A 24,296-nucleotide genomic window follows, 5' to 3' on the forward strand; every position below is an offset into this window, starting at 1 on the left:
TGCGACCCCATCCGAGGACGCCATGACCCAAACATCCCACAACCGACCCGCCGATGATCGCCTGATTGTTGCCCTCGATGTGCCGGACGTGTTGCAAGCGCTCGCCATCGCGCAGCAACTCGGCGACAGCGTGAGTTTCTACAAGATCGGCCTGGGCATGTTGACCGGTGGCGGCTTGGCACTGGCCAATGAACTCAAGGGCGAATTGGGCAAGCGCATTTTTCTGGACATGAAGTTCTTTGATATCCCGGCCACCGTCGAGGCGGCGGTGCGCGGTGTGTCGCGGTTCGATCTGGACTTCCTGACGGTGCATGGCGATCCGCATGTGGTGCGCGCCGCGCGTGAGGGGGCGGCGGGCTCTGACCTGAAAATTCTGGCGGTGACGATTTTGACCGCGCTGGACCGGGCCGATCTGGATACCGCGATGATTGTGCCGGGCGATATGGCTGATATCGTCGTTGAACGTGCAGCACGGGCGTTCGAAGCCGGAGCCGACGGGGTGATCGCCAGCCCGCATGAGGCTGCCCGCATCCGTGCATTGCCGCAAGCCAAGGGCAAGTTGATCGTGACGCCGGGCGTGCCGCCGCTTGGCAGCGCGTCGAACGATCAAAAGCGTATCGCGACGCCGGGGGATGCCGTGCGACATGGCGCGGATCACATCGTGGTCGGGCGACCGATCTGGGCGGCAACGGACCCTTTTGCGGCGGTTCAGGCGGTTTTGGCGGAACTGGCACGGGTATGAGACGCATGACGGACGCGTGCAAGGCCTCCGACTGAACGAGGGGCAGCGCCGCGTGGCAGAGCGATGCGCCGGAAATGACTATCGGAACTACGGATCGGCAAACACAGTGTGACGATGGGCAGCGGACGCCAATTTCTTCCGCGACCGCAAGACTGTCGTACGACTGCCTGAGGACAGGGTGTCCATGGGCGGCAGGGAAAACGCCTTGGCGACGCCGTGGTCGTAATCTTCTCCTAAACCATCGCGGCCGAGATGGTCTGGCGCCGACCATGGGAAACCCGCCGCAGGTTGAGGTGGCGATTCTTGAAGACATCAATGATCCTTGCAATCGAGGCAGCCGCCATCCAAATCGGATTGCAAAAGCCCGGTCGCTTTTGAACGCCGAGTCGCATAGTCGGGACTCCGAGGCGGTACGAAGTCGCGATAGGTCCGGTTTGATTGGCGGGGGTCAGGCTTGGGATTTGCGAATCAGATCGGCGGCACGCTCGGCGATCATGATGGTGGGGGCGTTGGTGTTGCCGCTGATCAGCGTGGGCATGACGCTGGCATCGACCACGCGCAATCCCTTGAGACCTTGCACACAGAGCGCCGGATCGGTCACGGCGTCGTCATCCTGCCCCATGCGACAGGTGCCAACCGGGTGATAGATCGTATCGGCGCGGGCGCGAATATCAGCCTCGAGCGCGCGGTCGCTGCCGTCGGTCGGATAGAGTTTCCGGGCGCGCCAGGGTTGGAGTTCCGGGCTGTTGAGGATGCTGTCCATCAGCCGCGCGCCCTTCATCAGGATCGGCAGATCGCGCGGGTCCGCAAGGAACGCCGGATCAATGCGCGGCGGCTGTGCGGGATGGGCCGAATTCAGGCCCACGCAGCCGCGCGACTGCGGCCGCAAGACGCAGACGTGGCACGAGAACCCGTCGGAAACATGCAGTTTGCGCATATGGTTGTCGACAATGCCAATCACGAAATGCAGTTGCAGATCAGGACGTTCCACCGCCGGGCTGGACTTGAGAAACGCGCCACCCTCGGCCATCGGCGAGGCAAAAAGCCCCTCTCCGGTCTTGCGCCACTCAAGCCCGGCTTTGAGCAAGCGCAGCAACCCAGAGGGCCCCAGCCCCACCACGTCGTTGCGTTTCGAGGTCCAACTGACCACATAGTCCAGATGATCCTGCAGGTTTTGACCGACACCGGGGAGTTCATGCACAATCTTGATGCCCTGAGCGCGCAACTCATCCGCCGGGCCGATCCCTGACAGCATCAGAATCTGCGCGGAACCAAATGTGCCCGCCGAAAGAATCACTTCTCGCCGGGCCTTGATCGTCTGGCGCACGCCACCCTTGCGAATCGTCAGCCCGGTGGCGCGGCCGTCGTTGATCTCGACGCGCTCGGCCAGACGTTTGGTCAAAACCGTCAGGTTGGGGCGATCCATCACAGGATGCAAATAGGCGGCGGCGGCGGAACAGCGTTCACCGTTGTGGGGGCCGTCAAAGAACTGCGTTGTTTGATAGAGGCCCGCACCCTCTTGCGCATGGCCGTTGAAATCGGGGTTGGGCGGGATCTGATGCGCCTCGCAAGCGTCGAGAAAGGCCTGCGTGATGGCGCGCGGCTGGCGTTGATCGGCGACATTGAGCGGCCCGCCCGTCGCGTGCAGCCCCGAGGCCCCGCGCACGTTGTTTTCGGCGCGCAAGAAATAGGGCAGGCAGGAGGCCCAATCCCAACCCTCGGCCCCCTGATCTGCCCAATGGTCGTAATCAGCACGTTGGCCGCGCACATAAAGCATGGCGTTGATCGCAGAAGAGCCGCCCAGCGCCTTGCCGCGCGGCTGGTATCCGCGGCGTCCGTTCAGGCCCGGCTGCGGCACGGTGTGAAACGCCCAGTTGTGGATCTTGGGACGGCCCGAGACCATCGCGGCGACCATCGCCGGGGCGCGGATCAGGACATCGCGCCCCCCGCCACCAGCCTCGACTACGCAGACCGAGACGGTTGGATCCTCTGACAGGCGCGCGGCCAACACGCAGCCCGCAGAGCCGCCGCCCGCGATGACATAGTCGAATTCCATCCGCATTCCTCACCAGACCAGGATCAAGGCGCAGACTGCGCGCGACATCGTGGCATGGCAAGGTTTCGGTCGCGTAAATGTTGCTCTGGTTTACGCGAAGCCTGCTGACAGGCGCATTTCACCCCAGACGCGTCCCCCGCAGTTCTTTTGTGGCGCGCCAAGGCGCTTTTGCGCGTCGGGATGGGCCGGATCCAAGACGCCAGCGCGCGCCAGCAGCGCGACAATCGCGGCTTCCGAGGCGCGCGTGCCGCCATCCAGGATTTTCAACGCGATCCCCAGTTTTTGCGCGGGCAAGATGGCGACGAACACGGCCTCGGCCCCGGTTTTGATCATGGCCCTGCCGCCCATCGCGCGCATCAACTCGGTACAGGCACGGGTTTCACCCGCCACAAGGTCAGGGTGCCTGGCCATGGCGTTGCGCAATTTGACCATCGCGGTGCTGCGGGTGTCAGAGCCATCCGCGGCCGCAAATTTCGACATGGCGCGCGCAAGGCCGGTAAGCGAGGTCGCGAAATTCGGGGCCGAGCAACCGTCGATGCCATAGCCGGGGCTGTCCTCGCCGGTGACGTCCTCGAACGCCTGGCGCACGCTGCGCTGCACGATGTGGTCGGGTTCAATATAGTCCGGCCCGCCGCCAAGGTGCTTGTTGAGGGTCAGGAAACCGGCGTGTTTGCCCGAACAGTTGTTGTGCAACTGGCACGCCGAATCACCAGAGCAAATCAAGCGGTTGCGTTCGGGAATGTCATAGGGCTCATGCGCGCCGCAGCGAAGGTCGGACTCGGACAGGTCCAGATCGGCAAGCCAGGACGACACCGCGTTGGTGTGAAGGGATGCCCCTTGATGCGAGGCACAGGCCAGTGCCAGGTGCCGATCCGACAGCCCGTTCCCTGCCCCTGATTCGAGCAATGGCAGGGCTTGGACCATCTTGCAGCTCGAGCGCGGATAGATCATCGCCTCAGGGTTTCCCCATGCGTCAACGATTTGCCCGGCGGCGTCGCAGATCACCGCGTGACCGTGATGAAGGCTTTCCAGACGGCCTCCGCGCCACAATTCCACCATCGGCACTGCACCGATTCCAACGTCTGCCATGCTCTGCCCCATCACAGTTGCGCAATTTTCCGCCAACAGGGGTTTCTAAGCCCCCGAAAAACGCGGTATGAGGCAATCTATCGGGCAAACCCCTGTTGCGCCAGATCAAAGCCTTGCTACACAAGGTCGGTGCGGGGGTGCGTGTAATTGGCTGGAGGCTTTGAGGCAGATGGCAGCATCGTTCAAATTCGGCGCCGCAGGGTTGGCCTTGGCGCTTGTCGCAAGTGGACTGACCGGCGGAGTTGCCGTCGCACAGGAATCGACCAACCGGGTCGCAGTTGAAACCGCGTGGAGCGTGTTCGTCGATGGCAACCCACGGGAATGCTGGGCCGTTTCGGCACCCAGCGAAACCGTGAACACACGCGATGGTCGTGCGGTCTCGGTGCGTCGCGGCGACATCTTGATGTTCGCAACCTATCGCCAGGGGCAGGGTGCGGCAGCAGAAATTTCGTTCACGGGCGGCTATCCGTTCGCGGAAGGATCGACCATCGAGATGACGATCGGCACAGACACCTATCAATTGTTCACCGATGGTGAGTGGGGTTGGGCCGCGTCGCCAGCCGAGGATGCGCGGATCTTGGCGGCAATGCGCCGGGGGCAAAACGCGGTTCTCGTCGCGCGGTCGTCGCGCGGAACGCAGACGCAAGATACCTTCTCCCTGTTCGGATTGACCGCCGCCACCGAAGAGGCGCAGCGGCGCTGCGCGCAGTAAGCCGCCGAGCAGACGGACGAACCCAGGCATTCAAGCCGCCGGACTGTTCAGCCCGGTGGCTTTTTCCTATATACCCATCAAATCTTGTCGACCCCTTAACGATTTCTGGTGAACCCCATGACCGCAACGGCCCCCATTACTCAGGACGTGATGACGATCCCGCGCAAGGCGCCCGAGGGGCTAATGCCCAACCTGATCGGCATGACGCGGGAACAGTTGCGCGCGGCGCTGGTCGCGCAGGGCACCCCTGAAAAACAGGCGAAGATGCGCGAAGGCCAGCTTTGGCAGTGGCTGTATCACTGGGGTGTGCGCGATTTTGCGGCCATGACCAATCTTGCCAAAGAGTACCGCGCCATGCTGGCTGAGAAATTCGTGATCCGCTTGCCGGAGATCGTGACCAAGCAGGTCTCGGCGGATGGCACGCGTAAATACCTGCTGCGTATCGACGGCGGGCACGAAGTCGAGGCGGTCTATATCCCCGAGGAGGGGCGTGGAACTTTGTGCATCAGCAGTCAGGTCGGCTGCACGCTGACCTGCTCCTTTTGTCACACCGGCACACAAAAGCTGGTGCGCAATCTGACCGTGGCCGAGATCGTCGGTCAGGTGATGATCGCGCGTGATGACTTGCAGGAATGGAACATTCCAGGCGAAACCAAGCGCGAAGATCGCTTGATTTCAAACGTTGTCTTGATGGGCATGGGCGAGCCCTTGTACAATTTCGACAATGTGCGCGATGCGATGCAAATCGTCATGGACAACGAGGGGATCTCGTTGTCGCGGCGTCGGATTACCTTGTCGACCAGCGGGGTCGTGCCGGAAATCGCCCGCACGGCTGATGAAATCGGCTGTCTCCTGGCGATCAGTTTCCACGCGACCACCGACGCGGTGCGCGATCAGTTGGTTCCGATCAACAAGAAATGGAATATCGAGGCGCTGCTGGCCGTGCTGCGCGACTACCCGCGCCTGTCGAATTCCGAGCGGATCACGTTTGAATACGTGATGCTCAAAGGCGTGAATGACAGCGACGATGACGCGCGCCGTTTGGTGAAGCTGATCAAGGGCATTCCGGCCAAGATCAACCTGATCCCGTTCAACGAATGGCCCGGCGCGCCGTATCAGCGTTCCGACTGGGCGCGGATCGAGGCGTTCTCGGACATCATTTTCAAGGCCGGCTACGCCAGCCCGATTCGCACACCGCGTGGCGAGGACATCATGGCCGCCTGTGGCCAGCTGAAATCCGCGACGGAACGTGGCCGGAAATCGGCCAAGGCCATTGCCGCCGAAACCGAAAGGGGCTGAGACATGTTGCCCGGACTCCTCCTGCTGGTGGTGATCGGCGCCGCGGCCGGATTGCTGGCAACGCGGTTGATGAAGGTGAACGTGGATCTGCCTTCGGCGATGGGGATCGGCGTGCTGGGCGCGCTGTTCGGCGGCCTGGTGCTGCGCCTGATCCTGACGGCGGGCGGCTGGATGGTGACCTTCGTGCTGGCGGTGATGGGCGCGATGGCCCTGATCTGGCTCTGGCAACGATTCAAGCCCTGACCCGACGACCCGCTGCGCGCCCTATCCTTCATCTTGCCCGAAATACTCACCTTCGGGGAGGTCCGGAGGGCGTGCTTGCACCCCTCCGGGCGGGTGCGGGTGGCAACCCGCCGACGCGAGACCCCTCAATGGGGTCGAGCGTCGGTTTCCCTCATGTCTCGTTTGGCCGCACGCGGGCCGCGGATTTATCGGCAAAGGCCGCCAGGCGCCCCCGGCTGGCGGGTTGGGTGTTGACGATCCCCGCGACCACGGCCTCCGCATAGGCGGCATCCAGGCCGGACATGTTTTGCAGATGGCTGATCGCGGAACAGATCGCAAAATTCGACAGGGGCGGATTCGAGGCCGCCGCGCGGGCCAGTTCATAGGCTTTCGCCTCGGAATCCTCGACCAGATACTGCGCCAGACCCAGCGAAATCGCCTCTTGCCCTTGATACACGCGGCCCGTCAGCATCATGTCGATCATGCGCGCCTTGCCGACCAGATCCGCCACGCGAATTGTCGCGCCCCCGCCCGTGAACAACCCGCGTTGGCCCTCGGGCAGGGCGAAATAGGTGCTGGCATCCGCCACGCGGATATGCGCTGACGAGGCCAGTTCCAAACCGCCCCCGACCACCGCGCCCTTCAGCGCTGCAATGACTGGCACGCCGCCATATTCCATCTTGTTGAACGCCTCGTGCCAGCGCAGGCAGACATGCATGAATTCCTCGGGGCGGCGATCTTCCTGGTGATGTTCCACCAGATCGAGGCCGGCGCAGAAATGCGTCCCCTCGGCGCGCAGCACGACCGCGCGAACCCCGGCGCGCGGGATCACGGTGAAAATGTCGATCAACTCGTCCACGGTGTCCGCATTCAGCGCATTGCGCTTGTCGGCGCGGTTCAGCGATAAGGTCGCGATGCCGTCGTCATCGACCGACAGTGTGGTGAAGGTCAGGTCAAGATCGTCAAGATGTTTCATGGAGCCCCTCCGGTTTTAAAGTCGAACTTGCGGGGCAGGCCGTGTTTTGTCCAGTCCAGACGCCGCGTCGCGGCAAGGTTGTCGCGCGCAGTCAGGCCTGAGGCGGTGGCGCGTCAACCACGTTGCCATTTGCATCGGTCCATGTCGTCACCGGGGGTTCGTTGCCGGTGGTGACGACGACCTTCTTGTAGACCGATCCATCAGACATCAGGTATTCCCGCGTGACGGTCCGGCTTCCGGGGCGGCAGACCTGGGTGGGGCCGCTTCCCGTGCATCCACCATGAAGAATCATCGCGTAGGCGCGGATCTGCGAGCCGATCAACGGTCCGGAATAGCATTCAAACCCGGATGCGCCTGGCCCGTCGCCCATGCAGCCCAGAGCGGCAACCTGGGCATTGGTCAGAGTGGTGTTCACATCGGTTGCCAAAGTTGTTGTTCCGCTGCGCACGGCCAGGGCCGCGGCAAGGCCCAGGCCGACGATGGCCGCCGTCAGGACCACCCAGTCAACGGTGACAGCCCCGGACTCATGGCGAAGGAACGTGCGAAATGTGCGGGAAGAACGCGTGAAGACGATCATGGCAAGACTCTCTTTCGCCTGTGACGCAGGCGCACATGGCGCGATTTGCGGTGGGAAAAGCGCGAATTCGAGACCGAATTCCGGCAGAATTATGGCAAGTGGATTCGGTCCGTCTTTTCCTTCAGCGGTAACCTGCTATGACAGGGTCAGAACCCGAAATGCGGACCTGACATGCCCCAACGTTTTCGCCTGACCCTTGCCCAGTTGAACCCGGTTGTGGGGGCTTTGACGGCCAATTCTGAACAGGTGCTTGATGCGTGGCGCGTCGCCAAGGCGGCAGGCGCGGATATGCTGGCGCTGCCCGAGATGTTCCTCACCGGGTATCAGACCCAGGATCTGGTGATGAAACCGGCTTTTGCCCGTGATGCGATGGCGGCGGTTCAGGCCTTGGCCGTTGCCTGTGCCGAGGGTCCGGCAGTGGGGATTGGCGCGCCGTATCTGGAGGGCGGGGCGCTCTTTAACGCGTATTACATCCTTGAACGCGGGCGTGTGTCGGCGGTGGTGAAAAAGCACCATCTGCCCAATGACTCGGTGTTTGACGAGAAACGTCTGTTCACGCCCGCCGATATTTCCGGCCCCTACCGGGTGGGACCTTTGGTGATTGGCACGCCGATTTGCGAGGATGCGTGGTACGAGGACGTTGCCGAGGCTCAGGCGGAGTCGGGCGCGCAGATCCTGTTGGTCCCCAACGGGTCGCCGCATTCGCGCGGCCGCCACGATACGCGCATGGCGATGATGGTGGCGCGGGTGATCGAGACCGGGTTGCCGTTGGTTTATCTGAATTTCGTCGGCGGACAGGATGATCAGGTGTTTGATGGCGCCAGTTTTGTGCTGAACCCCGGCGGGCGGTTGACCCATCTGTTGCCCGGTTTCACCGACGCGATCCGCCACGTTGATTTCACCGAAACCGCTGACGGCTGGCGCGCCGAACCCGGCGAGTTGGCCGCAATGCCCGATGACTATGAACGCGATTACCACGCGATGGTGGTCGGCACGCGGGATTATCTGCGTAAATCCGGGTTCAAACGGGTGTTGCTGGGGCTGTCCGGCGGGATCGACTCGGCGATTGTGGCGGCAATCGCATCCGATGCACTGGGCCCACAGAACGTGCACTGCGTGATGCTGCCGTCGGAATACACCTCGACGCATTCGTTGGAAGATGCCGCCGAGGTTGCCACCTTGTTGGGGTGCAGACTGGACACCGTGTCGATTGCCGGGCCACGCGCCGCGGTGACCGAGGCGCTGGCACCGCTGTTCCAAGGCCTGCCCGAGGATGTGACCGAGGAAAACATCCAGTCGCGGATGCGCGGCCTGTTGTTGATGGCGCTGTCCAACAAGACCGGCGCGATGCTGTTGACCACGGGCAACAAATCCGAGGTGGCGGTGGGGTACGCGACGATTTACGGCGACATGAACGGCGGGTTCAACCCGATCAAGGACCTCTATAAAACCCGCGTGTTCGAGACCTGTCGCTGGCGCAACGCCAACCATCGCGACTGGATGCAGGGGCCTGCGGGCACGGTCATTCCGCCCCGCGTGATCGACAAGCCGCCCTCGGCGGAGCTGCGTCAGGACCAGCGCGACGATGATAGCCTGCCACCTTATCCCGAACTGGATGCGATCCTCGAGGGGTTGGTGGAGCGCGATCTGTCGGTCGAGGATCTGGTCGCCGCGGGTCAGGACCGCGCCACGGTCAAGCGCATCGAGCATCTGATCTATATCTCGGAATGGAAGCGTTTTCAGTCGGCACCGGGCGTCCGGCTGACGACGCGCGCGTTCTGGTTGGATCGGCGCTATCCGATGGTCAATCGCTGGCGCGACCCCTCCTGACGAAAAATATTCGGCAAGTTGATGCCCGTCGGGGCGGCGGTGCGCGTCTGCGGGCTTTTCTTGCGTGCCGCTTGACGTTATGCTGCCAAAAAACAACACCCGTTGAACGGGTGGTTCAAAGCCGTGCGCGCCAAGGCGACGCACCAGGCACGAGGGCAGTATGGTACGAGCAGGCCGCAGAGTTTATCCGCGTTTCGCCCCTTTTCTTGTCTGCGCCGTGGCGCTGGGCGGGTGCGTTTCGACCACAGGGACGGGCACTGGTCCGGCGATGGGCGATGCAGCGCAGGCCGTCAGCGGGCCGGGCCAACGGGTTATCGAGCGTGATGTCGAGGCTCCGAATGTGTTTCAGGTCGCAGAGGCCGGTCTGTGGGATGGGCGTCCGTCGCTGGGCGGCGTCTGGATCGCACATCCGGATGTGACCGACCCCGAACGCGCGATGATCCGCAACACCGCGACTGGGGCGACGGTGATCGGCGCGCTGTTCCGGCGTGAGCGCGAGAATCCGGGCCCACGGTTCCAGATTTCGTCAGAGGCGGCCAATGCGTTGGGCATTCTGCCGGGCGCACCGACGGAGGTGTCGGTCACGGCGCTGCGCTTGCAACGCGTCGAAATGGAGATCGACCCCGCGCCTGAACCAACCACGGCGGCGGCGGAAACGCTGGCGATCGCGCCGGTTGAAACTGCTGCGGCACCGGCCGTTTCATCAGCTGTGGTGCCGTCTGGGGCACCCGTGGATCAGGTTGCAATCACGGCAATCACGGACGAGGAACCGCCACGCAGGGGGCTGCGCGGCCTGTTTGGACGCCGTGACCGTACGCCTGAACCCGCGGCCATTGCCGAGACCACATTGGCACCTGCTGCCGGGGCCGCCACGGTTGCGACCGCGACTGCCGCCGCGGTGCCCGCTGTGGCCGAGCCTCCGCGCCAACGCCGAAGCCTGCGCGACTTGTTCCGCCGCCGTGACCCAGAGCCTGACACCACGATGATTGCCTTGCCCGGTGTGACTCCGGACGCTGTGCAACCGGCCAGCCAGCCCACGCCGCCACCCGCGACGGCAGCCGCCCCGCAACCGCAGCCCTCGCGGCTTGATCGGCCTTTCGTGCAGATCGGCATTTTCAGCGTCGAGCAAAACGCCCAGAACGCACGCAGTCAGATGCAGCGCGCTGGGTTGAGCGCCGAGATCCGGCGCGGTCGCGTCGGGGAAAACTTGTTCTGGCGTGTTGTTGTTGGCCCAGCCGGGACAACCTCGGAGCGCGCCGAAAACCTGCGCCGGGTGCAAGGGCTTGGATTCGCCGATGCTTACGCAGTTGTGCGCTGAGCGGGTTTGAATCCCGGTCCCAAAAGGCGCTAGACTGGCCCTCAATTCGGGTGGTCGGCCTTTCGCGGGCCGCGCCCGCCGCTGTCTTGAGAAGGAGAAGCTCATGCCGCTTGGCTTTTTGCGCGTGTTGTTGACCAGCCTGCTGGTTGTGGTCGTGGCCAGCGTGGCGTCGGCGCAATCGCCATACGGGGGGCGTGCGCCCAATTTCTATGTGCTTGATGTCGGAACCGGGCAGGTTCTGGCCGAGCAAAACGCGGATATCCCGCTGCCACCCGCGTCAATGTCGAAGCTGGTGACCTTGGCGATGCTGTTTGACGCCCTGCGCGACGGGCGGGTGCAGATGTCAACGACGTGGTCGGTTACCCAGCGCGCGCATGAAATGGGGGGCTCCAGCATGTTTCTGGAAACCCGGCACCGGCCCACGACCGAGGAATTGATCCGCGGTATCGCGATCGTGTCGGGCAATGACGCCGCCGTCGCGGTTGCCGAGGGGCTTGCGGGCACCGAAGAGGCCTTTGCAGTAATGGCGCAGCGTCGTGTCGAGGAATTGGGCATGACACAGACCAGCATCGCCAATGCTTCGGGCTGGCCGAACCCGCACCACCGCATGAGTCTGCATGACCTGGGCACTCTGGCGCGGTATCTGGTGGTCGAACATGCGCCGTATTTCCACTATTTTGCCGAAACCGAATTCGAATGGAACGGTATCACGCAGCCCAACCGCGTGCCTTTGTTGGGGGCGGGGCTGGGGATTGATGGCTTGAAAACGGGCCATACCGAAGAGGCGGGCTATTCGCTGGTTGGCTCGGCACGGCAAGGCAATCGGCGCATCATCTTTGTGTTTTCAGGTCTGAACAGTGCCACCGAACGATCCGAAGAAGCCGAGCGCATCGTCGGCTGGGCCTTCCGCCAATTCGCGCAGCAGGATGTATTTTCGCAAGGCGCCACCGTCGCCACGGCCGAGGTGTGGATGGGTGCGCAAGACACCGTGTCGATGGTTGCCGCGTCGCCGGTCTCGATCCTTGTGCCGATGATGGCGCAGAATACCGTCGCGGCACGGGTCGAATACGATGGCCCGATTGCCGCACCCATTGCCGAGGGCCAGGAGCTGGGCCGTCTGGTGGTTGAGGTGGAGGGATTGACGCCGATGACCACGCCGCTGATCGCCGGCCATGCGGTTGCGCAGGGTGGGTTCATGCCGCGCGTTCGGACTGCGGCGGCCCTGATTGGCCAGCAATTGGGGTTGGGTCAACCGTGACGGAGCACGCGCGTCGGGGTGTGTTCATCTCCTTCGAGGGCATCGACGGTTCCGGAAAATCGACCCAGGCGCGGGCGCTTGCCGCGGCCCTGCCGGCGCAGTTGACGCGCGAGCCGGGTGGCTCGGAAGGTGCCGAAGAAATCCGACGCTTGCTGGTCGAGGGGGCCGCGTCGCGCTGGTCCGCCGAGACCGAGATCTTGCTTTTCACCGCCGCACGCCGGGATCATCTGGAAAAGACCATTGCGCCGGCGCTCAAGGCCGGGTCGGTCATCGTATCCGACCGTTTTGCCGATTCAACGCGGGTGTATCAGGGGGCGGCACGCGCTGCCTTGCGCGCCAAAGTGGATCAGTTGCACGAGGCGATGATTGGCCTCGAACCCGATTTGACCTTTGTGATCGACATGGACCCCGAGATAGCGCTGCGCCGCGGATTGGCGCGGGACTCGGGCGAGGATCGGTTCGAATCGCTCGGCCTTGATTTTCAACACAAATTGCGCGCCGGTTTTCTGGCCTTGGCGCAGGAATACCCGGACCGTGTGCGCGTGATTGACGGCAGTCGCGCCGTCGATGCCGTGGCCGCCGACGTCCAGGAGCAGGCCCGCAGGTTTCTCTCGGGTGGCTCGCATGTCTGAACTGCCCGAACCCGATCGGATCGAGGGCGCGCCCCATCCGCGTGATACCGCGCGGTTGTTTGGCCAAGAGACCGCAGAGCGCGGCTTTTTGCAGGCCCACGCGCAGGACCGATTGCATCACGGCTGGCTGCTGACCGGCCCACGCGGGATCGGCAAGGCGACCTTGGCCTATCGTCTGGCGCGCTTCCTTTTGGCCGAAGAACCGGGCGGCGGGCTGTTCGGCCCACCTCAGACGCTGGATGTTTCGGCCGACCACCCGGTTTCGCACCGCATTGCCGCCGGGTCAGAGCCGGGATTGCTGACGATCCGGCGCACCGCGGACGAAAAGACCGGCCGTATGCGCACGCAGATCGTGGTCGATGATGTGCGCAAATTGCGGGATTTCTTTGGTCTCAGCGCGACCGATGGCGGGCGGCGCATCGTGATCGTCGATGCCGCGGACGAGATGAACGCCAACGCGGCGAATGCCCTGCTGAAGCTGCTCGAAGAGCCGCCCCAGGGGGCGATGCTGTTTTTGGTGTCGCATCAACCGTCAAAGCTGTTGCCGACGATCCGCTCGCGGTGCCGCGAGCTCAAGCTGCATCCTTTGGGCGCCGAGGATATGGCCCTTGCGCTGGAACAAGCCACCGGGCAGGCCGATGACAGCATTGCCCTGGCGCAATTGTCCGGCGGCTCCGTCGGCGAGGCGATCCGCGTGATGTCGGGCGGTGGTCTGGCGCTTTACAGCGAAATCCTGGGCCTGCTGGGCCAGTTGCCGCGCCTTCCGCGCCCGGAATTGCGCCGGCTGTGCGACTCGGTTGGCGGCAAACAGGCGGAACCTCGGTTCGATTTGGTGGTGCGGCTGTTCGATCTGGCCTTGTCGCGCATGGCGCGCATGGGGGCGACCGGCGTGGCTCTGCCCGAGGCCGCCAAGGGCGAGGCGCAGGTCATGGCGCGCCTGTCGCCCGATGCCCGGACCGCGCGGCTTTGGGCCGAACAAGCCGCTGACATCGGCGCGCGGGCGCGGGCGGCGCGGGCGGTCAACCTTGACCCCGGCGCGCTGGTGCTTGATATGTTCCTACGTCTGGAAGCTGCGCTGCAAAAGGCGGCTGTCTGACCGCCGATGACGGCCCCTCAATGCCCGGAACACCACATGACCATTCAGATTGTTGATAGCCACACGCATCTCGATTTCCCGGATTTCGAGCATGAGCTTGACGCCGTGGTCGCCCGCGCCACCGAGGCCGGCGTCACGCGCATGGTGACGATCTGCACCAAACTGGTGCATGAGCCGCGCGTGCGGGCCTTGGCGGATCGGTTTGACAGCGTGTTCTATGCGGCGGGCACCCACCCCATGAGCGCCGCGTCGGAACCCTTGGCCTCGGTCGAGGCGTTGGTGGCGCTGGCGGCGCATCCAAAATTCGTGGGCATCGGCGAGACGGGTTTGGACTATCATTACACCGCCGACAGCGCCGCGATTCAGCAGGAAAGCTTGCGGATTCACATCGAAGCCGCGCGCCAGACCGGCTTGCCCCTGATCATCCATGCGCGCGACGCCGATGACGATATGGCACGCATCTTGACCGAGGAGCACCGCGCCGGGGCCTATGGTTGCGTGATGCACTGTTTCACCAGCGGCGCGGACCTGGCAGCCGTCGCGTTGGATCTTGGCTTTTACCTGTCGGTGTCGGGCATCGCGGCCTTTCCCAAAAGCACCGCGTTGCGCGATATCTTCGCCAGCGCCCCGGTGGATCGGATCCTGGTGGAAACCGACGCGCCCTATCTGGCGCCGCCGCCCCATCGTGGCCGACGCAATGAACCTGCCTATACCGCGCATACCGCCCGGGCCGTCGCCCCGGTCTGGGACTTGAGCTATGCGGAATTCGCGCGGCAAACCAGCGAAAATTTTGACCGTTTGTTCACCAAAGCCGCGCAATATGAGGCACAGGGCTGATGGATAAGCTGCGCGCAACAATTCTGGGATGCGGCTCGTCGGGCGGTGTGCCACGGCTGGGCGGGTATTGGGGTGCTTGTGATCCGACCAACCCGCGCAACCGGCGTCGGCGGTGCTCTTTGCTGCTGGAGCGGATCGGTGTCGGCGGCACGACCCGCGTGTTGATCGACACCTCGCCGGATATGCGCGAGCAGTTGCTGAATGCGGGCGTCGGCACGCTGGATGCCGTGGTCTACACGCATAGCCACGCCGATCATGTGCATGGCATTGATGACCTGCGGATGATCGTGTTCAACACCCGAAAACGCCTGCAGGTCTGGGCGGATGGTGCCACCCAAGACGCGCTGTTGTCGCGGTTTGGCTATGCGTTTGTGCAGCCTGCGGGTTCGCCATATCCGCCGATCCTGGATCTGAACACGATCAAGGGCACGGTCTCGATTGCCGGCGCGGGCGGGACCCTTGACCTGCAACCGTTCGATGCCGATCACGGCAGTATGGATGCGCTGGGGTTCCGGATCGGAGGGCTGGCGTATTTGCCGGATGCGGTGGACATCCCGGAGAAAAGTTGGCCGGTCCTGGCCGATCTGGATTGTTTTATCGTCGATGCGCTTCGCCGCAAGCCGCATCCGACCCATGCGCATCTGCAAATGACGCTGGAATGGATCGCGCGTGCTGCCCCCAAACGCGCCGTGCTGACCAATATGCATGTCGATATGGATTACGCCGAGGTCGAGGCCGAGACGCCCGATCATATCACGCCGGCCTATGACGGTATGGTGCTGGAATTCGCGCTGTGACCGCGCTTGGGGGCGGCTGACATGCAGGCTCTGATCGACGTTATCTTGCCGGTTTTCATGGTGGTCGCCGCCGGATATGCCGTTGTCTGGCGGGGCTGGATGAGCAACGAGGGCGTCGAGGCGCTGATGAAATTCGCGCAGAATTTCGCCATCCCGACGATGCTGTTTCTGGCTCTGGCGCGTCTCGATCTGGGCAATATTTTCGAGTGGCGGTTGCTGGTCAGCTTTTATGCGGGCGCGGTCGCGGGCTTTGTGGCCGGGCTCTTGGGCGCACGATTCCTGTTCGGGCGCGAGTGGGAAGACTCCGTGGCGGTGGGGTTTGTATGCCTGTTTTCAAACTCCGTGCTGCTGGGATTGCCGATTTCAGAGCGTGCCTATGGAGCCGCGTCCCTGTCCGCAAATTATGCGATCATCGCGTTGCATGGCCCGTTTTGCTATGCGGTCGGCATCATGGCGATGGAGGGTGTGCGGGCGCGTGGTGGGGGGCTGTTGAAGACGCTGGGCCGAGTGGTCAAAGGGTTATCGGCCAACCCGCTGGTCATCGGCATTGGGTTGGGGGTGCTGGTCAATCTGACTGGGCTGCCCTTGCCGCAGGTGTTCATGGATGGGGCGGATTTGCTGGCGCGCGCCGGCTTGCCGACGGCGCTGTTCGGCCTGGGCGGGGTCTTGTACCGCTACCGACCCGAGGGTGATTTGAAGTTGATCGCCTATGCGGTGGTGATGTCGCTGCTGCTGCACCCGATGGTGACCTGGGGCATGGGGCGCGCCCTGGCGGTTGAGCCCTCGGCGTTTCGTTCGGCGGTTGTCACGGCGTCGATGGCGCCCGGGGTGAACGCCTATCTTTTCGCCAATATGTACGGCCGCGCCAAACGGGTGGCGGCATCAACGGTGTTGATGGCCACCTTGTTGTGTATTTTGACTGCCTGGGGCTGGATGACGGCTCTGGGGTGAGTGCGGGGGGGGGGGGGCGGCACTCGGGCCCCATCGAGGGGCCGCTCGTGCCGGCGGTTTGCGGACCGCAGCCGACTGGAAGGGTTTTCCACCCTTCCAGACCAACCCGGAGGATTTTTTCAGAACAAAGATGTCAGGTGCGGGCGGGTACGCGGGTGATCTTGGCACCCATCGCGTTGAGGCGCTCGTCGATGCGTTCGTAGCCGCGTTCGATTTGCTGGGCGTTGTTGATCGTGCTGGTGCCTTCGGCGCACATGGCGGCGATCAGCATCGCCATGCCGGCGCGGATATCGGGGCTTTCCAGCCGCGCGCCACGCATTTTCGAGGGGCCGGCAACGATTGCGCGGTGTGGGTCACACAGGACAATGCGCGCGCCCATGGCGATCAGCTTGTCGACAAAGAACATCCGGCTTTCGAACATTTTCTCGAACATCATCACCACGCCTTCGCATTGCGTGGCGGTGACGATGGCGATGGACATGGTATCGGCCGGGAAGGCGGGCCAGGGTTGGTCCGAGATCGTCGGGATATGGCCGCCGAAATCGTCCTGTACCCGCATTTTCTGATCGGAGGCGATAAACAGATCGTTGCCGCGCACCTCGCAGTGAATGCCGAGGCGCTCGAAGTTCATCAGGGTCGAACGCAGATGCTCGACCCCGGCGTTCTGGATGGTGATCTCGGATTTCGTGACCGCCGCGAGGCCGATCAGCGAGCCAACCTCGATATGGTCGGGGCCGATGCGGTGGGTTGCGGCACCCAGCGGGCCGCCGCCGTGGATGGTCATCGTGTTGGTGCCGATGCCCTCGATCGTGGCACCCATCGCGATCAGGAAATGCGCCAGATCCTGCACATGGGGTTCCGAGGCGCAGTTGCGCAGAATGGTTGTGCCCTCGGCATAGACCGCGGCGCAGAGCGCGTTTTCGGTTGCCGTAACCGACGGTTCGTCGAGGAAAACATCGGCGCCGATCAGCTTTTCCGCTTTGAAATGATACGCGCCGTTTACCGTGATCTTGGCGCCCAACTGCTCCAGCGCGAGGAAATGCGTGTCGATGCGGCGGCGACCGATCACGTCGCCGCCGGGTGGCGGCAGACGCACCTCGCCACAGCGCGCCAACATCGGCCCTGCCAGCAGGATCGAGGCACGAACGCGGGCGCAGAGCTCCGGGTCCAGGTCGGCCGGGCGCAGGGTGGCCGCGTGAATTTCAAGCGAGTTGCGGTCGAGCCAGCGGGCTTCGGCCCCGACGGACTGGATCAGTTCGACCAGGACCTCGATATCGCGGATGCGTGGCACGTTGCGCAGTTCAACGCGTTGATCGGTCAGCAGGGCAGCGGCCACGATGGGCAGGGCCGCGTTCTTGTTGCCCGACGGTTCGATCGTGCCGGTCAGGCGATGTCCGCCCTCGACGATATATTGAATACGCTCGTGCGGCTGTGCCTGTGCCATGCGTCGCTCCCCAAGTGTCACTGCTTTTGTCGTTGGCGCCATCAGTAGCAAATCGGCGGCAGCAACAAAACCGACAATTCTGTGTGTTTTAAGGTTTCCAGCGCAAGAAATTGCCGATCAGGCGCAGTCCGGTGGCTTGGCTTTTTTCGGGATGGAATTGCATACCCAAAATGGTGTCTCGCCCGACAATTGCCGCGACCGGGCCGCCGTAATCGACATGCGCCAGGAGGTGCGCAGGGTCGGCAACCTCAAAGCGGTAGGAGTGGACGAAATAAGCGTGATCGCCGGAATTCAGCCCGGCCAGAACCGGATGCGGACGGTCGAGGATCAGATCGTTCCAGCCCATATGCGGGACCTTCAGGGCGGGGTCTGCGGGGGTGATGCGCAGGACATCGCCGCCGATCCAGTCGAGGCCGGAGGTTTCGGCGTATTCATGGCCCCTGGTTGCCAAAAGTTGCATGCCGACGCAGATGCCCAGAAACGGGCGGCCTCGGGTCAGGACGGCCTCGTGCAGGGCCTCGGTCATGCCGGTGACGGCGTCGAGTTCGCGGCGGCAGGAGGGAAACGCGCCGTCGCCGGGCAACACGATGCGGTCGGCGCGCAGCACGTCTTCGGGCCGCGCGGAGATCAGGACCTGGCCGCCATCGACCTCGGCCGCCATCAGCTCGAACGCTTTTTGCGCGGAATGCAGATTGCCGCTTTCGTAATCAACGAGGACTGTAAGCATTTGGGGACTCCGTGTGCTGCGACACCCCTAACGCAGGTGCAGCATCTCGTCCAGCACCTCAGGCTCAGGCGGCATGCTGTCAGCGGTTGCGCATTGGCAAGCACCGACCGGTACTGGGAAAGGCGCGGCGGTGACTCATTGCGTAGAGCGCTGCGAAGGCGGCCGTTTTGACGGACGGATTTCGCACCCAAGCAAGAGCGCGCGCATACCACCGATCAGGCGATCACAAGACACCCTTGGTCGAGGGGACGGCGTCGGCCTTGCGGGGGTCGATCTCGCAGGCGTCGCGAAGCGCACGGGCGACGGATTTGAAGGCCGCCTCGGCGATGTGGTGGCTGTTGAAGCCGTGGACCTGATCCAGATGCAGGGTGATGCCGCCGTGCGTGCTGAGGGCCTGAAAGAACTCGCGCACCAATTCGGTATCGAAAGTGCCGATTTTCTGGGTCGGCAGATCGAGGTTCCAGATCAGAAACGGACGCCCGGACAGATCGAGCGCACAGCGCACTTGTGCGTCATCCATGGGCAATGCGCATTCACCGTAGCGCCGGATTCCACGTTTGTCGCCAAGCGCTTGGGTCAGGGCCTGGCCGATGGCGATGCCGGTATCCTCGACGGTGTGGTGGTCGTCGATATGCAAATCACCCTCGGCCCGGATCGTCAGGTCGAACAGCGCGTGGCGCGCCAATTGGTCGAGCATATGGTCGAAGAACCCGACGCCGGTCTGGTTGTCATAACGGCCTGAGCCGTCGACATCCAATGTGATCTGGATTTCGGTTTCCGAGGTCTTGCGGGTAATCGTGGCGCGGCGCATGGCAAATTTCCGTCGTTCGTGCGGCGTCGGTATAGGTCGCGGCGGTGCTTTTGGCTAGCCCTCATACCCTTCGATGATCACCGTATCTGCGGACGAGATCGGGTCACGAATGGCCTTGGCGGCCTGATACTCGGGCGAGTGGAAACAGTCAGTCGCTGCCTGAAGGTCGGGGAATTCGATGACCACCGTCCGGCTGCGGGTCTGCCCCTCGATTTGCTGCTGTGGCGCGCCACGGATCAGGAACCGCGCCCCATATTTGGCAAATGCCACGGCATTGGCTGCGCGGTATTTGGCGTAGATGTCGGGGTCATGCACGTCGACATGGGCGACCCAATAGGCTTTTGGCATGGGGGAAACTCCGGTTGCTTTGGTCAAGGATGACCCGTGACAGGCGGCAGCGCAAGGGTCACAGGCGCAGGACGAAGCGGGGCGCGTCGGAGGGCCGCAGTTGAAACCCGAGATGCGCGTAGAACGCCTGCGCGGCGTGATTGTCCGGGTGCGTGCTGACCGTGACATAGGCGCAGTTCAGGGCCCGCGCATGGGTGAGGGTTGCTTGGAGGAGCGCGGCGCCAATGCCGGTGCCACGATGCGCGGGACTGACATACAGATGATGCATGTCCAACCCGCGCACACCCCATTGCAATTGCGCGCTATGGGTGAGGGCAGCGTAGCCGATCAGAGTTTCGGCGTGTGCGACAAGGAGATCGAGGACCGGGCGCGCACCGAATACATCCCGTTCAAGGGATGCGGCGGTGCAGTTGGGCGGGTCGTCATGGTGGGCTGCAAGTGCGTAAATCAGCGGCAAGAGTGCCGGTATGTCGTGGGCCTTGGCTGGTCTTATTCGAGGCATGGGCTTGGGGCTCCGAGTGGGGCCGCCGTGTCATTGCCCTTGGCCGCACGGCGGCGGGGCAAAGGGTCAGAAAGACATGACACAGCCCGCGCTCAGTTGGCGCGGCAATACAGCGAGCAAAGGCGTGTCGGCTTGGTCATGGGAAAACTGTGCCGCTCGAGGCGATTGGTGTCAAGCGGCAGAGCTTGCACTTAATCAACCAGATGCCCCCAAAGATCATAGTCAGAAGCCTCATCCACTGTCACATTTACGATTTGTCCGATTGTCAGACTTTCGAAATCTTCGTCGATGAACAGGTTCCCGTCAATTTCTGGCGCGTCGGCTTGGGTGCGGCAGGTCGCGCCTTCATCGTCGATCTCGTCGATGATCACCGGCAAAACGCGACCCACTTTGGCCTGAAGCTTGGCCGCCGAAATGGCTTGCGCCTTTTCCATGAACCGGTCCCAGCGGTCTTGCTTGATGTCGTCGGGAACGTGGTTCTCCAAGTCATTGGAGCGCGCGCCCTTGACGTTTTCATACTGGAAACAGCCAACACGATCCAGTTGCGCCTCGTCCAGCCAGTCCAGAAGCGTCTGGAATTCCTCCTCGGTTTCACCTGGGAAGCCGACGATGAAGGTGCTGCGGAGCGTGATATCAGGGCAATCTGCGCGCCAGCGGGCGATCTCGTCCAGTGTCTTGGCCGCCGCTGCCGGGCGTGCCATGCGGCGCAGGGTTTCAGGATGGGCGTGCTGGAACGGAATGTCGAGATAGGGCAGTACCAGCCCCTCGGCCATCAGGGGGATCAGGTCGCGCACATGCGGGTAGGGATAGACGTAATGCAGTCGAACCCAAGCGCCCAGTGACCCAAGATCGCGCGCGAGATCGGTGATATGTGCGCGGTGCCCGCGTTCCGTTGCGTGTTTCAGGTCCAGACCATAGGCCGAGGTGTCCTGACTGATCACCAAAAGCTCCTGAACGCCTGCCGCAACCAGTTTTTCGGCCTCACGAAGGATGGCATGGGCCGGGCGGCTGACCAGGCGGCCGCGCATATCCGGGATGATGCAGAATTTGCACTTGTGGTTACAGCCCTCGGAAATCTTGAGGTAGCTGTAATGCCGAGGTGTCAGCTTGACACCCGTCGCGGGCAACAGGTCGATGAATGGATCGGGCGAAGCCGGAACGGCAGCGTGCACCGCATCAAGGACCTGTTCGTATTGATGTGGGCCGGTCACCGCCATCACCTTGGGGTGGGTGCCGGTGATAAACTCGGGTTCGGCGCCCAGACACCCTGTCACAATCACCCGTCCGTTTTCGCGCAAGGCCTCGCCGATGGCGTCGAGCGATTCCGCTTTGGCGCTGTCCAGAAAGCCGCAGGTATTCACGATCACCGCATCCGCGCCCTGGTAATCCGGCGAGATGGCGTAGCCTTCGGCCCGCAGGCGCGTCAGGATGCGTTCGCTGTCGACCAGGGCTTTGGGGCAGCCGAGGCTGACCATGCCGATCGTCGGCTGGCCGTCGCGGCTGGGCGGCGTGCTCAGGCGCGCGTGGGGGGCAAGGTCAGGGCGGAGGTTCGGTGGGTTCTGGCTCATGGCGCGGCTATACGCCGGATCGGCGCGCACGAAAAGGGGCGCCGTGCGACAGGGCGGTCAAGAGACTGCGCGCGCAATCACGATAGATACGCGTTGCCTGGCCGTAGCCGCCAGGTCTGGTGTGCCCCGGTCTTGGCGACCAGGGCACGAAGGTTTGCGCCCAAAGGAGGCTATCAGACGCCGTCGTCAAAAGGCTCAAAGCTTTCAGCGCTCGAGCGGCGCCACCGCTTCATGTAGCCGAATCGTTCATCGTCTTCGCGCAGCAGGAAACCGATGGGCATGTAGGGGTAAACATCTTCGCCGGTGACCATATCGCGGTCGTTTTCGCGCATCATCAAGTGCCAGGGCAAGAACCCGGAAGGATGGCTCAGACCCGCCGCGCCGGACATTTCACCCAAGGCTTTCAGGGTGTTGCGATGGAAATTGGCAACACGAACGGCTTTGTCAGGCACGACCAGTGCGCGCTGACGTCTTTTGTCCTGCGTGGCGACACCCGTCGGGCAGAGATTGGTGTGACAGACCTGAGCCTGGATACAGCCGATGGAAAACATGAAGCCGCGCGCCGAATTCGCCCAATCGGCGCCCAAAGCCAGGGCCTTGGCAATGTCGAAGGCGTGAATCAGTTTTCCTGATGCCCCGATCTTGATTTTCTCGCGCAGATCCGCGCCGCGCAGGGCGTTATGGGCAAAGGTCAACCCTTCGACCAGGGGCATGCCCATGTGGTTGGCGAATTCCAGCGGTGCGGCCCCGGTGCCGCCTTCTTTGCCGTCGATGACGATGAAATCCGGCGTGATCCCGGTTTTCAGCATCGCCTTGACCAAGCACATGAATTCGCGCCTATGGCCAAGGCACATCTTGAAGCCGATGGGCTTTCCTTCGGACAGGTCCCGCAACCGGGCAATGAACTCCATCAATTCGATTGGCGTCGAAAAGGCGTTGTGAGCGTCGGGCGAGTGGCAATCGACCCCCACTGGCACGCCGCGCGCCTCGGCAATCTCGGGCGTGACCTTGGCACCTGGCAGGATTCCGCCTTTGCCCGGCTTGGCCCCCTGCGAGAGCTTGATTTCGATCATTTTGACCTGATCAAGCGCCGCTACCTCCCGAAATTTTTCGGGATCGAAACGGCCGTCAGGGGTGCGGCAGCCGAAATAGCCGGTGCCGATCTCATAAATCAGATCGCCGCCGCCTTCGCGGTGATAGCGACTGATGCCGCCTTCGCCGGTGTCATGCGCAAAGCCGCCCGCCTTGGCGCCCTTGCTCAGCGCCAGGATCGCGTTGGCGGACAGCGCGCCAAAGCTCATCGCCGAGATGTTGTACATCGACAGGTTATAGGGTTTGCGGCAGTCCGGGCCGCCAACCATGACCCTGAAATCGGTATCCAGGATTTTCTTGGGACGAATCGAATGGGTCAGCCATTGATAGCCCGAAGCGTTCACCGCGATTTTCGTGCCGAAGGGGCGTTTGTCTTCAACGTTTTTCGCGCGTTGATAGACGATGCCGCGCGCCTCACGGGAAAACGGTTCTTCGTCGTGGTCGCTTTCCAGCAGATATTGCCGGATTTCTGGCCGAATCATCTCAAACAGAAAGCGCAAATGGCCAAGTACGGGATAGTTGCGCAAGATTGCATGGTTGGTCTGCCGCAAATCGCGGACTCCCAACACGCTGAGCCCCCCGAACACGAGCGCTGGCATCCAAAGCCATGGCCAAACCGGGATCAACACGAGGCAAACGAGCGTCATCCAGACGCAAATTGCAAATGTTGAGTAGCGAATCAAACCGAAGAACATCATGGTTTCCCTGTTGAGCACCCCGCGCTGCGGACCGAATCGTCACAGGGTTGCAGACAGGTCTTTCGATTTCCTGAAAGCATGTGCCTCGACGCGGTGCCTTGATGGGGCATTGCGCCGAGACTAGCAGAGAGGCTTTGCGGAAACACCCCTGAATTGCAGGAAAAAATCGCGCGGATTGATCAGCGTTTATCATAGCCCATGCGCGACAACAGGCGGTCTTTGCGCACGCCCTGATGCCAAATCGCCGCCACGATATGCAGCCCGATGGTGATCATCAGCAAGGTCGCGATGATGCCGTGTGCCGCGCGCGCGGCGATACCTTCGAAATTGGCGGGCATCTCGCCGCCAAAGAACACCGCATTGCCAAGCCCGGAATTGAGCGACAAGGCCACACCAGAGCCGACCATGGCAAGGATCAGCGCATAGAGCGCCCAATGCGCCAACGGAGCCGCGCGATCGGCGAGGGCGATTCCGGTCGTGGCCGGTGCCGGGTGTGCGGTTTTGGCGCGGACAGCAAGGCGGATCAGCGTCAGAATGCCGATCACGAAGCCCAGACCCATGTGCAACCGGAACGACAACAGCTTTGACGGGTCACTGTTGGGCACCGGGGCCAGCACCAAGGTTCCGGCGACCAGCGCCACGATGAGCAGCAAGGCCGAGACCCAATGCAAGGTGACGAGGGCAGGGTGATAGCGGCTGGGCATGTCGATGTTC

At 62.9% G+C, this 24,296-nt stretch carries 24 protein-coding genes; 12 read left to right on the forward strand and 12 right to left on the reverse strand.

Features of this window, described 5'->3' with window-relative positions; translation table 11 throughout:
• Nucleotides 1-22 precede the first annotated feature (22 nt).
• Nucleotides 23-742: an orotidine-5'-phosphate decarboxylase gene (gene pyrF / locus VDQ28_RS10995; protein ID WP_323035980.1), complete on the forward strand. Its 720-nt coding sequence runs from the start codon at nt 23-25 to the stop codon at nt 740-742.
• A 448-nt stretch (nt 743-1,190) separates the two neighbouring features.
• On the opposite strand, the gene VDQ28_RS11000 is transcribed toward pyrF, so the two are convergent.
• Both VDQ28_RS11000 and VDQ28_RS11005 read right to left on the reverse strand, forming a co-directional pair.
• Entirely contained in the window at nt 1,191-2,798 is a 1,608-nt protein-coding gene (locus VDQ28_RS11000) for a GMC family oxidoreductase (protein ID WP_323035981.1), read from the reverse strand.
• Nucleotides 2,799-2,888: 90 nt separating this feature from the next.
• Entirely contained in the window at nt 2,889-3,887 is a 999-nt protein-coding gene (locus VDQ28_RS11005; RefSeq protein WP_323035982.1) for an asparaginase, read from the reverse strand.
• Between the two features lie 169 nt (nt 3,888-4,056).
• On the opposite strand from VDQ28_RS11005, the gene VDQ28_RS11010 reads away from it, so the two are divergent.
• The 3 genes from VDQ28_RS11010 to VDQ28_RS11020 all read left to right on the forward strand — a co-directional run bounded on the left by VDQ28_RS11010 (nt 4,057) and on the right by VDQ28_RS11020 (nt 6,141).
• Nucleotides 4,057-4,599 carry an invasion associated locus B family protein gene (locus tag VDQ28_RS11010; RefSeq protein ID WP_323035983.1) on the forward strand — a complete coding sequence of 181 codons (543 nt, stop codon included), beginning with the start codon at nt 4,057-4,059 and terminating at the stop codon, nt 4,597-4,599.
• Between the two features lie 117 nt (nt 4,600-4,716).
• Nucleotides 4,717-5,898: a 23S rRNA (adenine(2503)-C(2))-methyltransferase RlmN gene (gene rlmN, locus VDQ28_RS11015; protein WP_323035984.1), complete on the forward strand. Its 1,182-nt coding sequence runs from the start codon at nt 4,717-4,719 to the stop codon at nt 5,896-5,898.
• A 3-nt stretch (nt 5,899-5,901) separates the two neighbouring features.
• Nucleotides 5,902-6,141, forward strand: coding sequence for a GlsB/YeaQ/YmgE family stress response membrane protein (locus tag VDQ28_RS11020; protein WP_323035985.1), 240 nt, complete (start codon nt 5,902-5,904; stop codon nt 6,139-6,141).
• Nucleotides 6,142-6,292: 151 nt separating this feature from the next.
• On the opposite strand, the gene VDQ28_RS11025 is transcribed toward VDQ28_RS11020, so the two are convergent.
• Both VDQ28_RS11025 and VDQ28_RS11030 read right to left on the reverse strand, forming a co-directional pair.
• Entirely contained in the window at nt 6,293-7,096 is an 804-nt protein-coding gene (locus tag VDQ28_RS11025) for a crotonase/enoyl-CoA hydratase family protein (RefSeq protein WP_323035986.1), read from the reverse strand.
• Nucleotides 7,097-7,187: 91 nt separating this feature from the next.
• Nucleotides 7,188-7,673, reverse strand: a complete 486-nt coding sequence (locus VDQ28_RS11030) for a hypothetical protein (RefSeq protein WP_323035987.1) — start codon at nt 7,671-7,673, stop codon at nt 7,188-7,190.
• A 171-nt stretch (nt 7,674-7,844) separates the two neighbouring features.
• Between VDQ28_RS11030 and VDQ28_RS11035 the strand changes: the two genes are divergently transcribed.
• The 8 genes from VDQ28_RS11035 to VDQ28_RS11070 all read left to right on the forward strand — a co-directional run bounded on the left by VDQ28_RS11035 (nt 7,845) and on the right by VDQ28_RS11070 (nt 16,392).
• Nucleotides 7,845-9,503, forward strand: coding sequence for an NAD+ synthase (locus tag VDQ28_RS11035; protein ID WP_323035988.1), 1,659 nt, complete (start codon nt 7,845-7,847; stop codon nt 9,501-9,503).
• A gap of 160 nt (nt 9,504-9,663) precedes the next feature.
• On the forward strand, nt 9,664-10,821 hold the full coding sequence (locus tag VDQ28_RS11040) for an SPOR domain-containing protein (protein ID WP_323035989.1): 1,158 nt from the start codon (nt 9,664-9,666) through the stop codon (nt 10,819-10,821).
• A 103-nt stretch (nt 10,822-10,924) separates the two neighbouring features.
• Nucleotides 10,925-12,079, forward strand: a complete 1,155-nt coding sequence (locus tag VDQ28_RS11045; RefSeq protein WP_323035990.1) for a D-alanyl-D-alanine carboxypeptidase family protein — start codon at nt 10,925-10,927, stop codon at nt 12,077-12,079.
• Entirely contained in the window at nt 12,076-12,711 is a 636-nt protein-coding gene (tmk, locus tag VDQ28_RS11050) for a dTMP kinase (RefSeq protein ID WP_323035991.1), read from the forward strand. Before VDQ28_RS11045 ends, tmk begins: the two co-directional genes overlap by 4 nt.
• A complete protein-coding gene (locus VDQ28_RS11055) occupies nt 12,704-13,807 on the forward strand; it encodes a DNA polymerase III subunit delta' (RefSeq protein ID WP_323035992.1) in 1,104 nt (367 codons plus the stop codon). Before tmk ends, VDQ28_RS11055 begins: the two co-directional genes overlap by 8 nt.
• Nucleotides 13,808-13,843: 36 nt before the next feature.
• Nucleotides 13,844-14,644, forward strand: a complete 801-nt coding sequence (locus tag VDQ28_RS11060) for a TatD family hydrolase (protein ID WP_323035993.1) — start codon at nt 13,844-13,846, stop codon at nt 14,642-14,644.
• Entirely contained in the window at nt 14,644-15,441 is a 798-nt protein-coding gene (locus tag VDQ28_RS11065; RefSeq protein WP_323035994.1) for an MBL fold metallo-hydrolase, read from the forward strand. The genes VDQ28_RS11060 and VDQ28_RS11065 overlap by 1 nt, the downstream gene beginning before the upstream one ends.
• A 21-nt stretch (nt 15,442-15,462) precedes the next feature.
• Nucleotides 15,463-16,392, forward strand: a complete 930-nt coding sequence (locus VDQ28_RS11070; protein ID WP_323035995.1) for an AEC family transporter — start codon at nt 15,463-15,465, stop codon at nt 16,390-16,392.
• Nucleotides 16,393-16,525: 133 nt separating this feature from the next.
• Here the strand turns inward: VDQ28_RS11070 and murA are convergent, their stop codons facing one another.
• From murA to VDQ28_RS11110, 8 genes are all read right to left on the reverse strand, one after another.
• On the reverse strand, nt 16,526-17,836 hold the full coding sequence (gene murA, locus VDQ28_RS11075) for a UDP-N-acetylglucosamine 1-carboxyvinyltransferase (RefSeq protein WP_323035996.1): 1,311 nt from the start codon (nt 17,834-17,836) through the stop codon (nt 16,526-16,528).
• Between the two features lie 88 nt (nt 17,837-17,924).
• Nucleotides 17,925-18,563 (reverse strand): imidazole glycerol phosphate synthase subunit HisH, encoded by a 639-nt coding sequence (gene hisH, locus VDQ28_RS11080; RefSeq protein ID WP_323035997.1) that lies wholly within the window; start codon nt 18,561-18,563, stop codon nt 17,925-17,927.
• A gap of 223 nt (nt 18,564-18,786) precedes the next feature.
• Nucleotides 18,787-19,374 carry an imidazoleglycerol-phosphate dehydratase HisB gene (hisB, locus tag VDQ28_RS11085; protein ID WP_323035998.1) on the reverse strand — a complete coding sequence of 196 codons (588 nt, stop codon included), beginning with the start codon at nt 19,372-19,374 and terminating at the stop codon, nt 18,787-18,789.
• A 54-nt stretch (nt 19,375-19,428) separates the two neighbouring features.
• Nucleotides 19,429-19,722, reverse strand: coding sequence for a DUF1330 domain-containing protein (locus VDQ28_RS11090; protein ID WP_323035999.1), 294 nt, complete (start codon nt 19,720-19,722; stop codon nt 19,429-19,431).
• Between the two features lie 58 nt (nt 19,723-19,780).
• Nucleotides 19,781-20,224, reverse strand: a complete 444-nt coding sequence (locus VDQ28_RS11095) for a GNAT family N-acetyltransferase (protein ID WP_323036000.1) — start codon at nt 20,222-20,224, stop codon at nt 19,781-19,783.
• 191 nt (nt 20,225-20,415) lie between these two features.
• A complete protein-coding gene (gene rimO / locus VDQ28_RS11100; RefSeq protein ID WP_323038109.1) occupies nt 20,416-21,792 on the reverse strand; it encodes a 30S ribosomal protein S12 methylthiotransferase RimO in 1,377 nt (458 codons plus the stop codon).
• A gap of 173 nt (nt 21,793-21,965) precedes the next feature.
• A complete protein-coding gene (locus VDQ28_RS11105) occupies nt 21,966-23,582 on the reverse strand; it encodes an FMN-binding glutamate synthase family protein (protein WP_416349370.1) in 1,617 nt (538 codons plus the stop codon).
• A gap of 179 nt (nt 23,583-23,761) precedes the next feature.
• Nucleotides 23,762-24,286: a cytochrome b gene (locus tag VDQ28_RS11110; protein ID WP_323036002.1), complete on the reverse strand. Its 525-nt coding sequence runs from the start codon at nt 24,284-24,286 to the stop codon at nt 23,762-23,764.
• Between the last annotated feature and the right edge of the window lie 10 nt (nt 24,287-24,296).

It is taken from the genome of Pararhodobacter sp. (assembly GCF_034676545.1).
GTDB lineage: Bacteria > Pseudomonadota > Alphaproteobacteria > Rhodobacterales > Rhodobacteraceae > Pararhodobacter.

Coding starts and splice junctions, on each gene's coding strand:
- murA (WP_323035996.1), bottom strand. CDS start 17,836: ATGGCACAGGCACAGCCGCACGAGCGTATTCAATATATCGTCGAGGGC.
- VDQ28_RS11110 (WP_323036002.1), bottom strand. CDS start 24,286: ATGCCCAGCCGCTATCACCCTGCCCTCGTCACCTTGCATTGGGTCTCG.
- VDQ28_RS11040 (WP_323035989.1), top strand. CDS start 9,664: ATGGTACGAGCAGGCCGCAGAGTTTATCCGCGTTTCGCCCCTTTTCTT.
- VDQ28_RS11045 (WP_323035990.1), top strand. CDS start 10,925: ATGCCGCTTGGCTTTTTGCGCGTGTTGTTGACCAGCCTGCTGGTTGTG.
- rimO (WP_323038109.1), bottom strand. CDS start 21,792: ATGAGCCAGAACCCACCGAACCTCCGCCCTGACCTTGCCCCCCACGCG.
- VDQ28_RS11020 (WP_323035985.1), top strand. CDS start 5,902: ATGTTGCCCGGACTCCTCCTGCTGGTGGTGATCGGCGCCGCGGCCGGA.
- VDQ28_RS11000 (WP_323035981.1), bottom strand. CDS start 2,798: ATGGAATTCGACTATGTCATCGCGGGCGGCGGCTCTGCGGGCTGCGTG.
- VDQ28_RS11035 (WP_323035988.1), top strand. CDS start 7,845: ATGCCCCAACGTTTTCGCCTGACCCTTGCCCAGTTGAACCCGGTTGTG.
- rlmN (WP_323035984.1), top strand. CDS start 4,717: ATGACCGCAACGGCCCCCATTACTCAGGACGTGATGACGATCCCGCGC.
- hisB (WP_323035998.1), bottom strand. CDS start 19,374: ATGCGCCGCGCCACGATTACCCGCAAGACCTCGGAAACCGAAATCCAG.
- VDQ28_RS11105 (WP_416349370.1), bottom strand. CDS start 23,582: ATGATGTTCTTCGGTTTGATTCGCTACTCAACATTTGCAATTTGCGTC.
- VDQ28_RS11060 (WP_323035993.1), top strand. CDS start 13,844: ATGACCATTCAGATTGTTGATAGCCACACGCATCTCGATTTCCCGGAT.
- VDQ28_RS11055 (WP_323035992.1), top strand. CDS start 12,704: ATGTCTGAACTGCCCGAACCCGATCGGATCGAGGGCGCGCCCCATCCG.
- VDQ28_RS11065 (WP_323035994.1), top strand. CDS start 14,644: ATGGATAAGCTGCGCGCAACAATTCTGGGATGCGGCTCGTCGGGCGGT.
- VDQ28_RS11070 (WP_323035995.1), top strand. CDS start 15,463: ATGCAGGCTCTGATCGACGTTATCTTGCCGGTTTTCATGGTGGTCGCC.
- VDQ28_RS11010 (WP_323035983.1), top strand. CDS start 4,057: ATGGCAGCATCGTTCAAATTCGGCGCCGCAGGGTTGGCCTTGGCGCTT.
- hisH (WP_323035997.1), bottom strand. CDS start 18,563: ATGCTTACAGTCCTCGTTGATTACGAAAGCGGCAATCTGCATTCCGCG.
- VDQ28_RS11005 (WP_323035982.1), bottom strand. CDS start 3,887: ATGGCAGACGTTGGAATCGGTGCAGTGCCGATGGTGGAATTGTGGCGC.
- VDQ28_RS11025 (WP_323035986.1), bottom strand. CDS start 7,096: ATGAAACATCTTGACGATCTTGACCTGACCTTCACCACACTGTCGGTC.
- pyrF (WP_323035980.1), top strand. CDS start 23: ATGACCCAAACATCCCACAACCGACCCGCCGATGATCGCCTGATTGTT.
- VDQ28_RS11090 (WP_323035999.1), bottom strand. CDS start 19,722: ATGCCAAAAGCCTATTGGGTCGCCCATGTCGACGTGCATGACCCCGAC.
- VDQ28_RS11095 (WP_323036000.1), bottom strand. CDS start 20,224: ATGCCTCGAATAAGACCAGCCAAGGCCCACGACATACCGGCACTCTTG.
- VDQ28_RS11030 (WP_323035987.1), bottom strand. CDS start 7,673: ATGATCGTCTTCACGCGTTCTTCCCGCACATTTCGCACGTTCCTTCGC.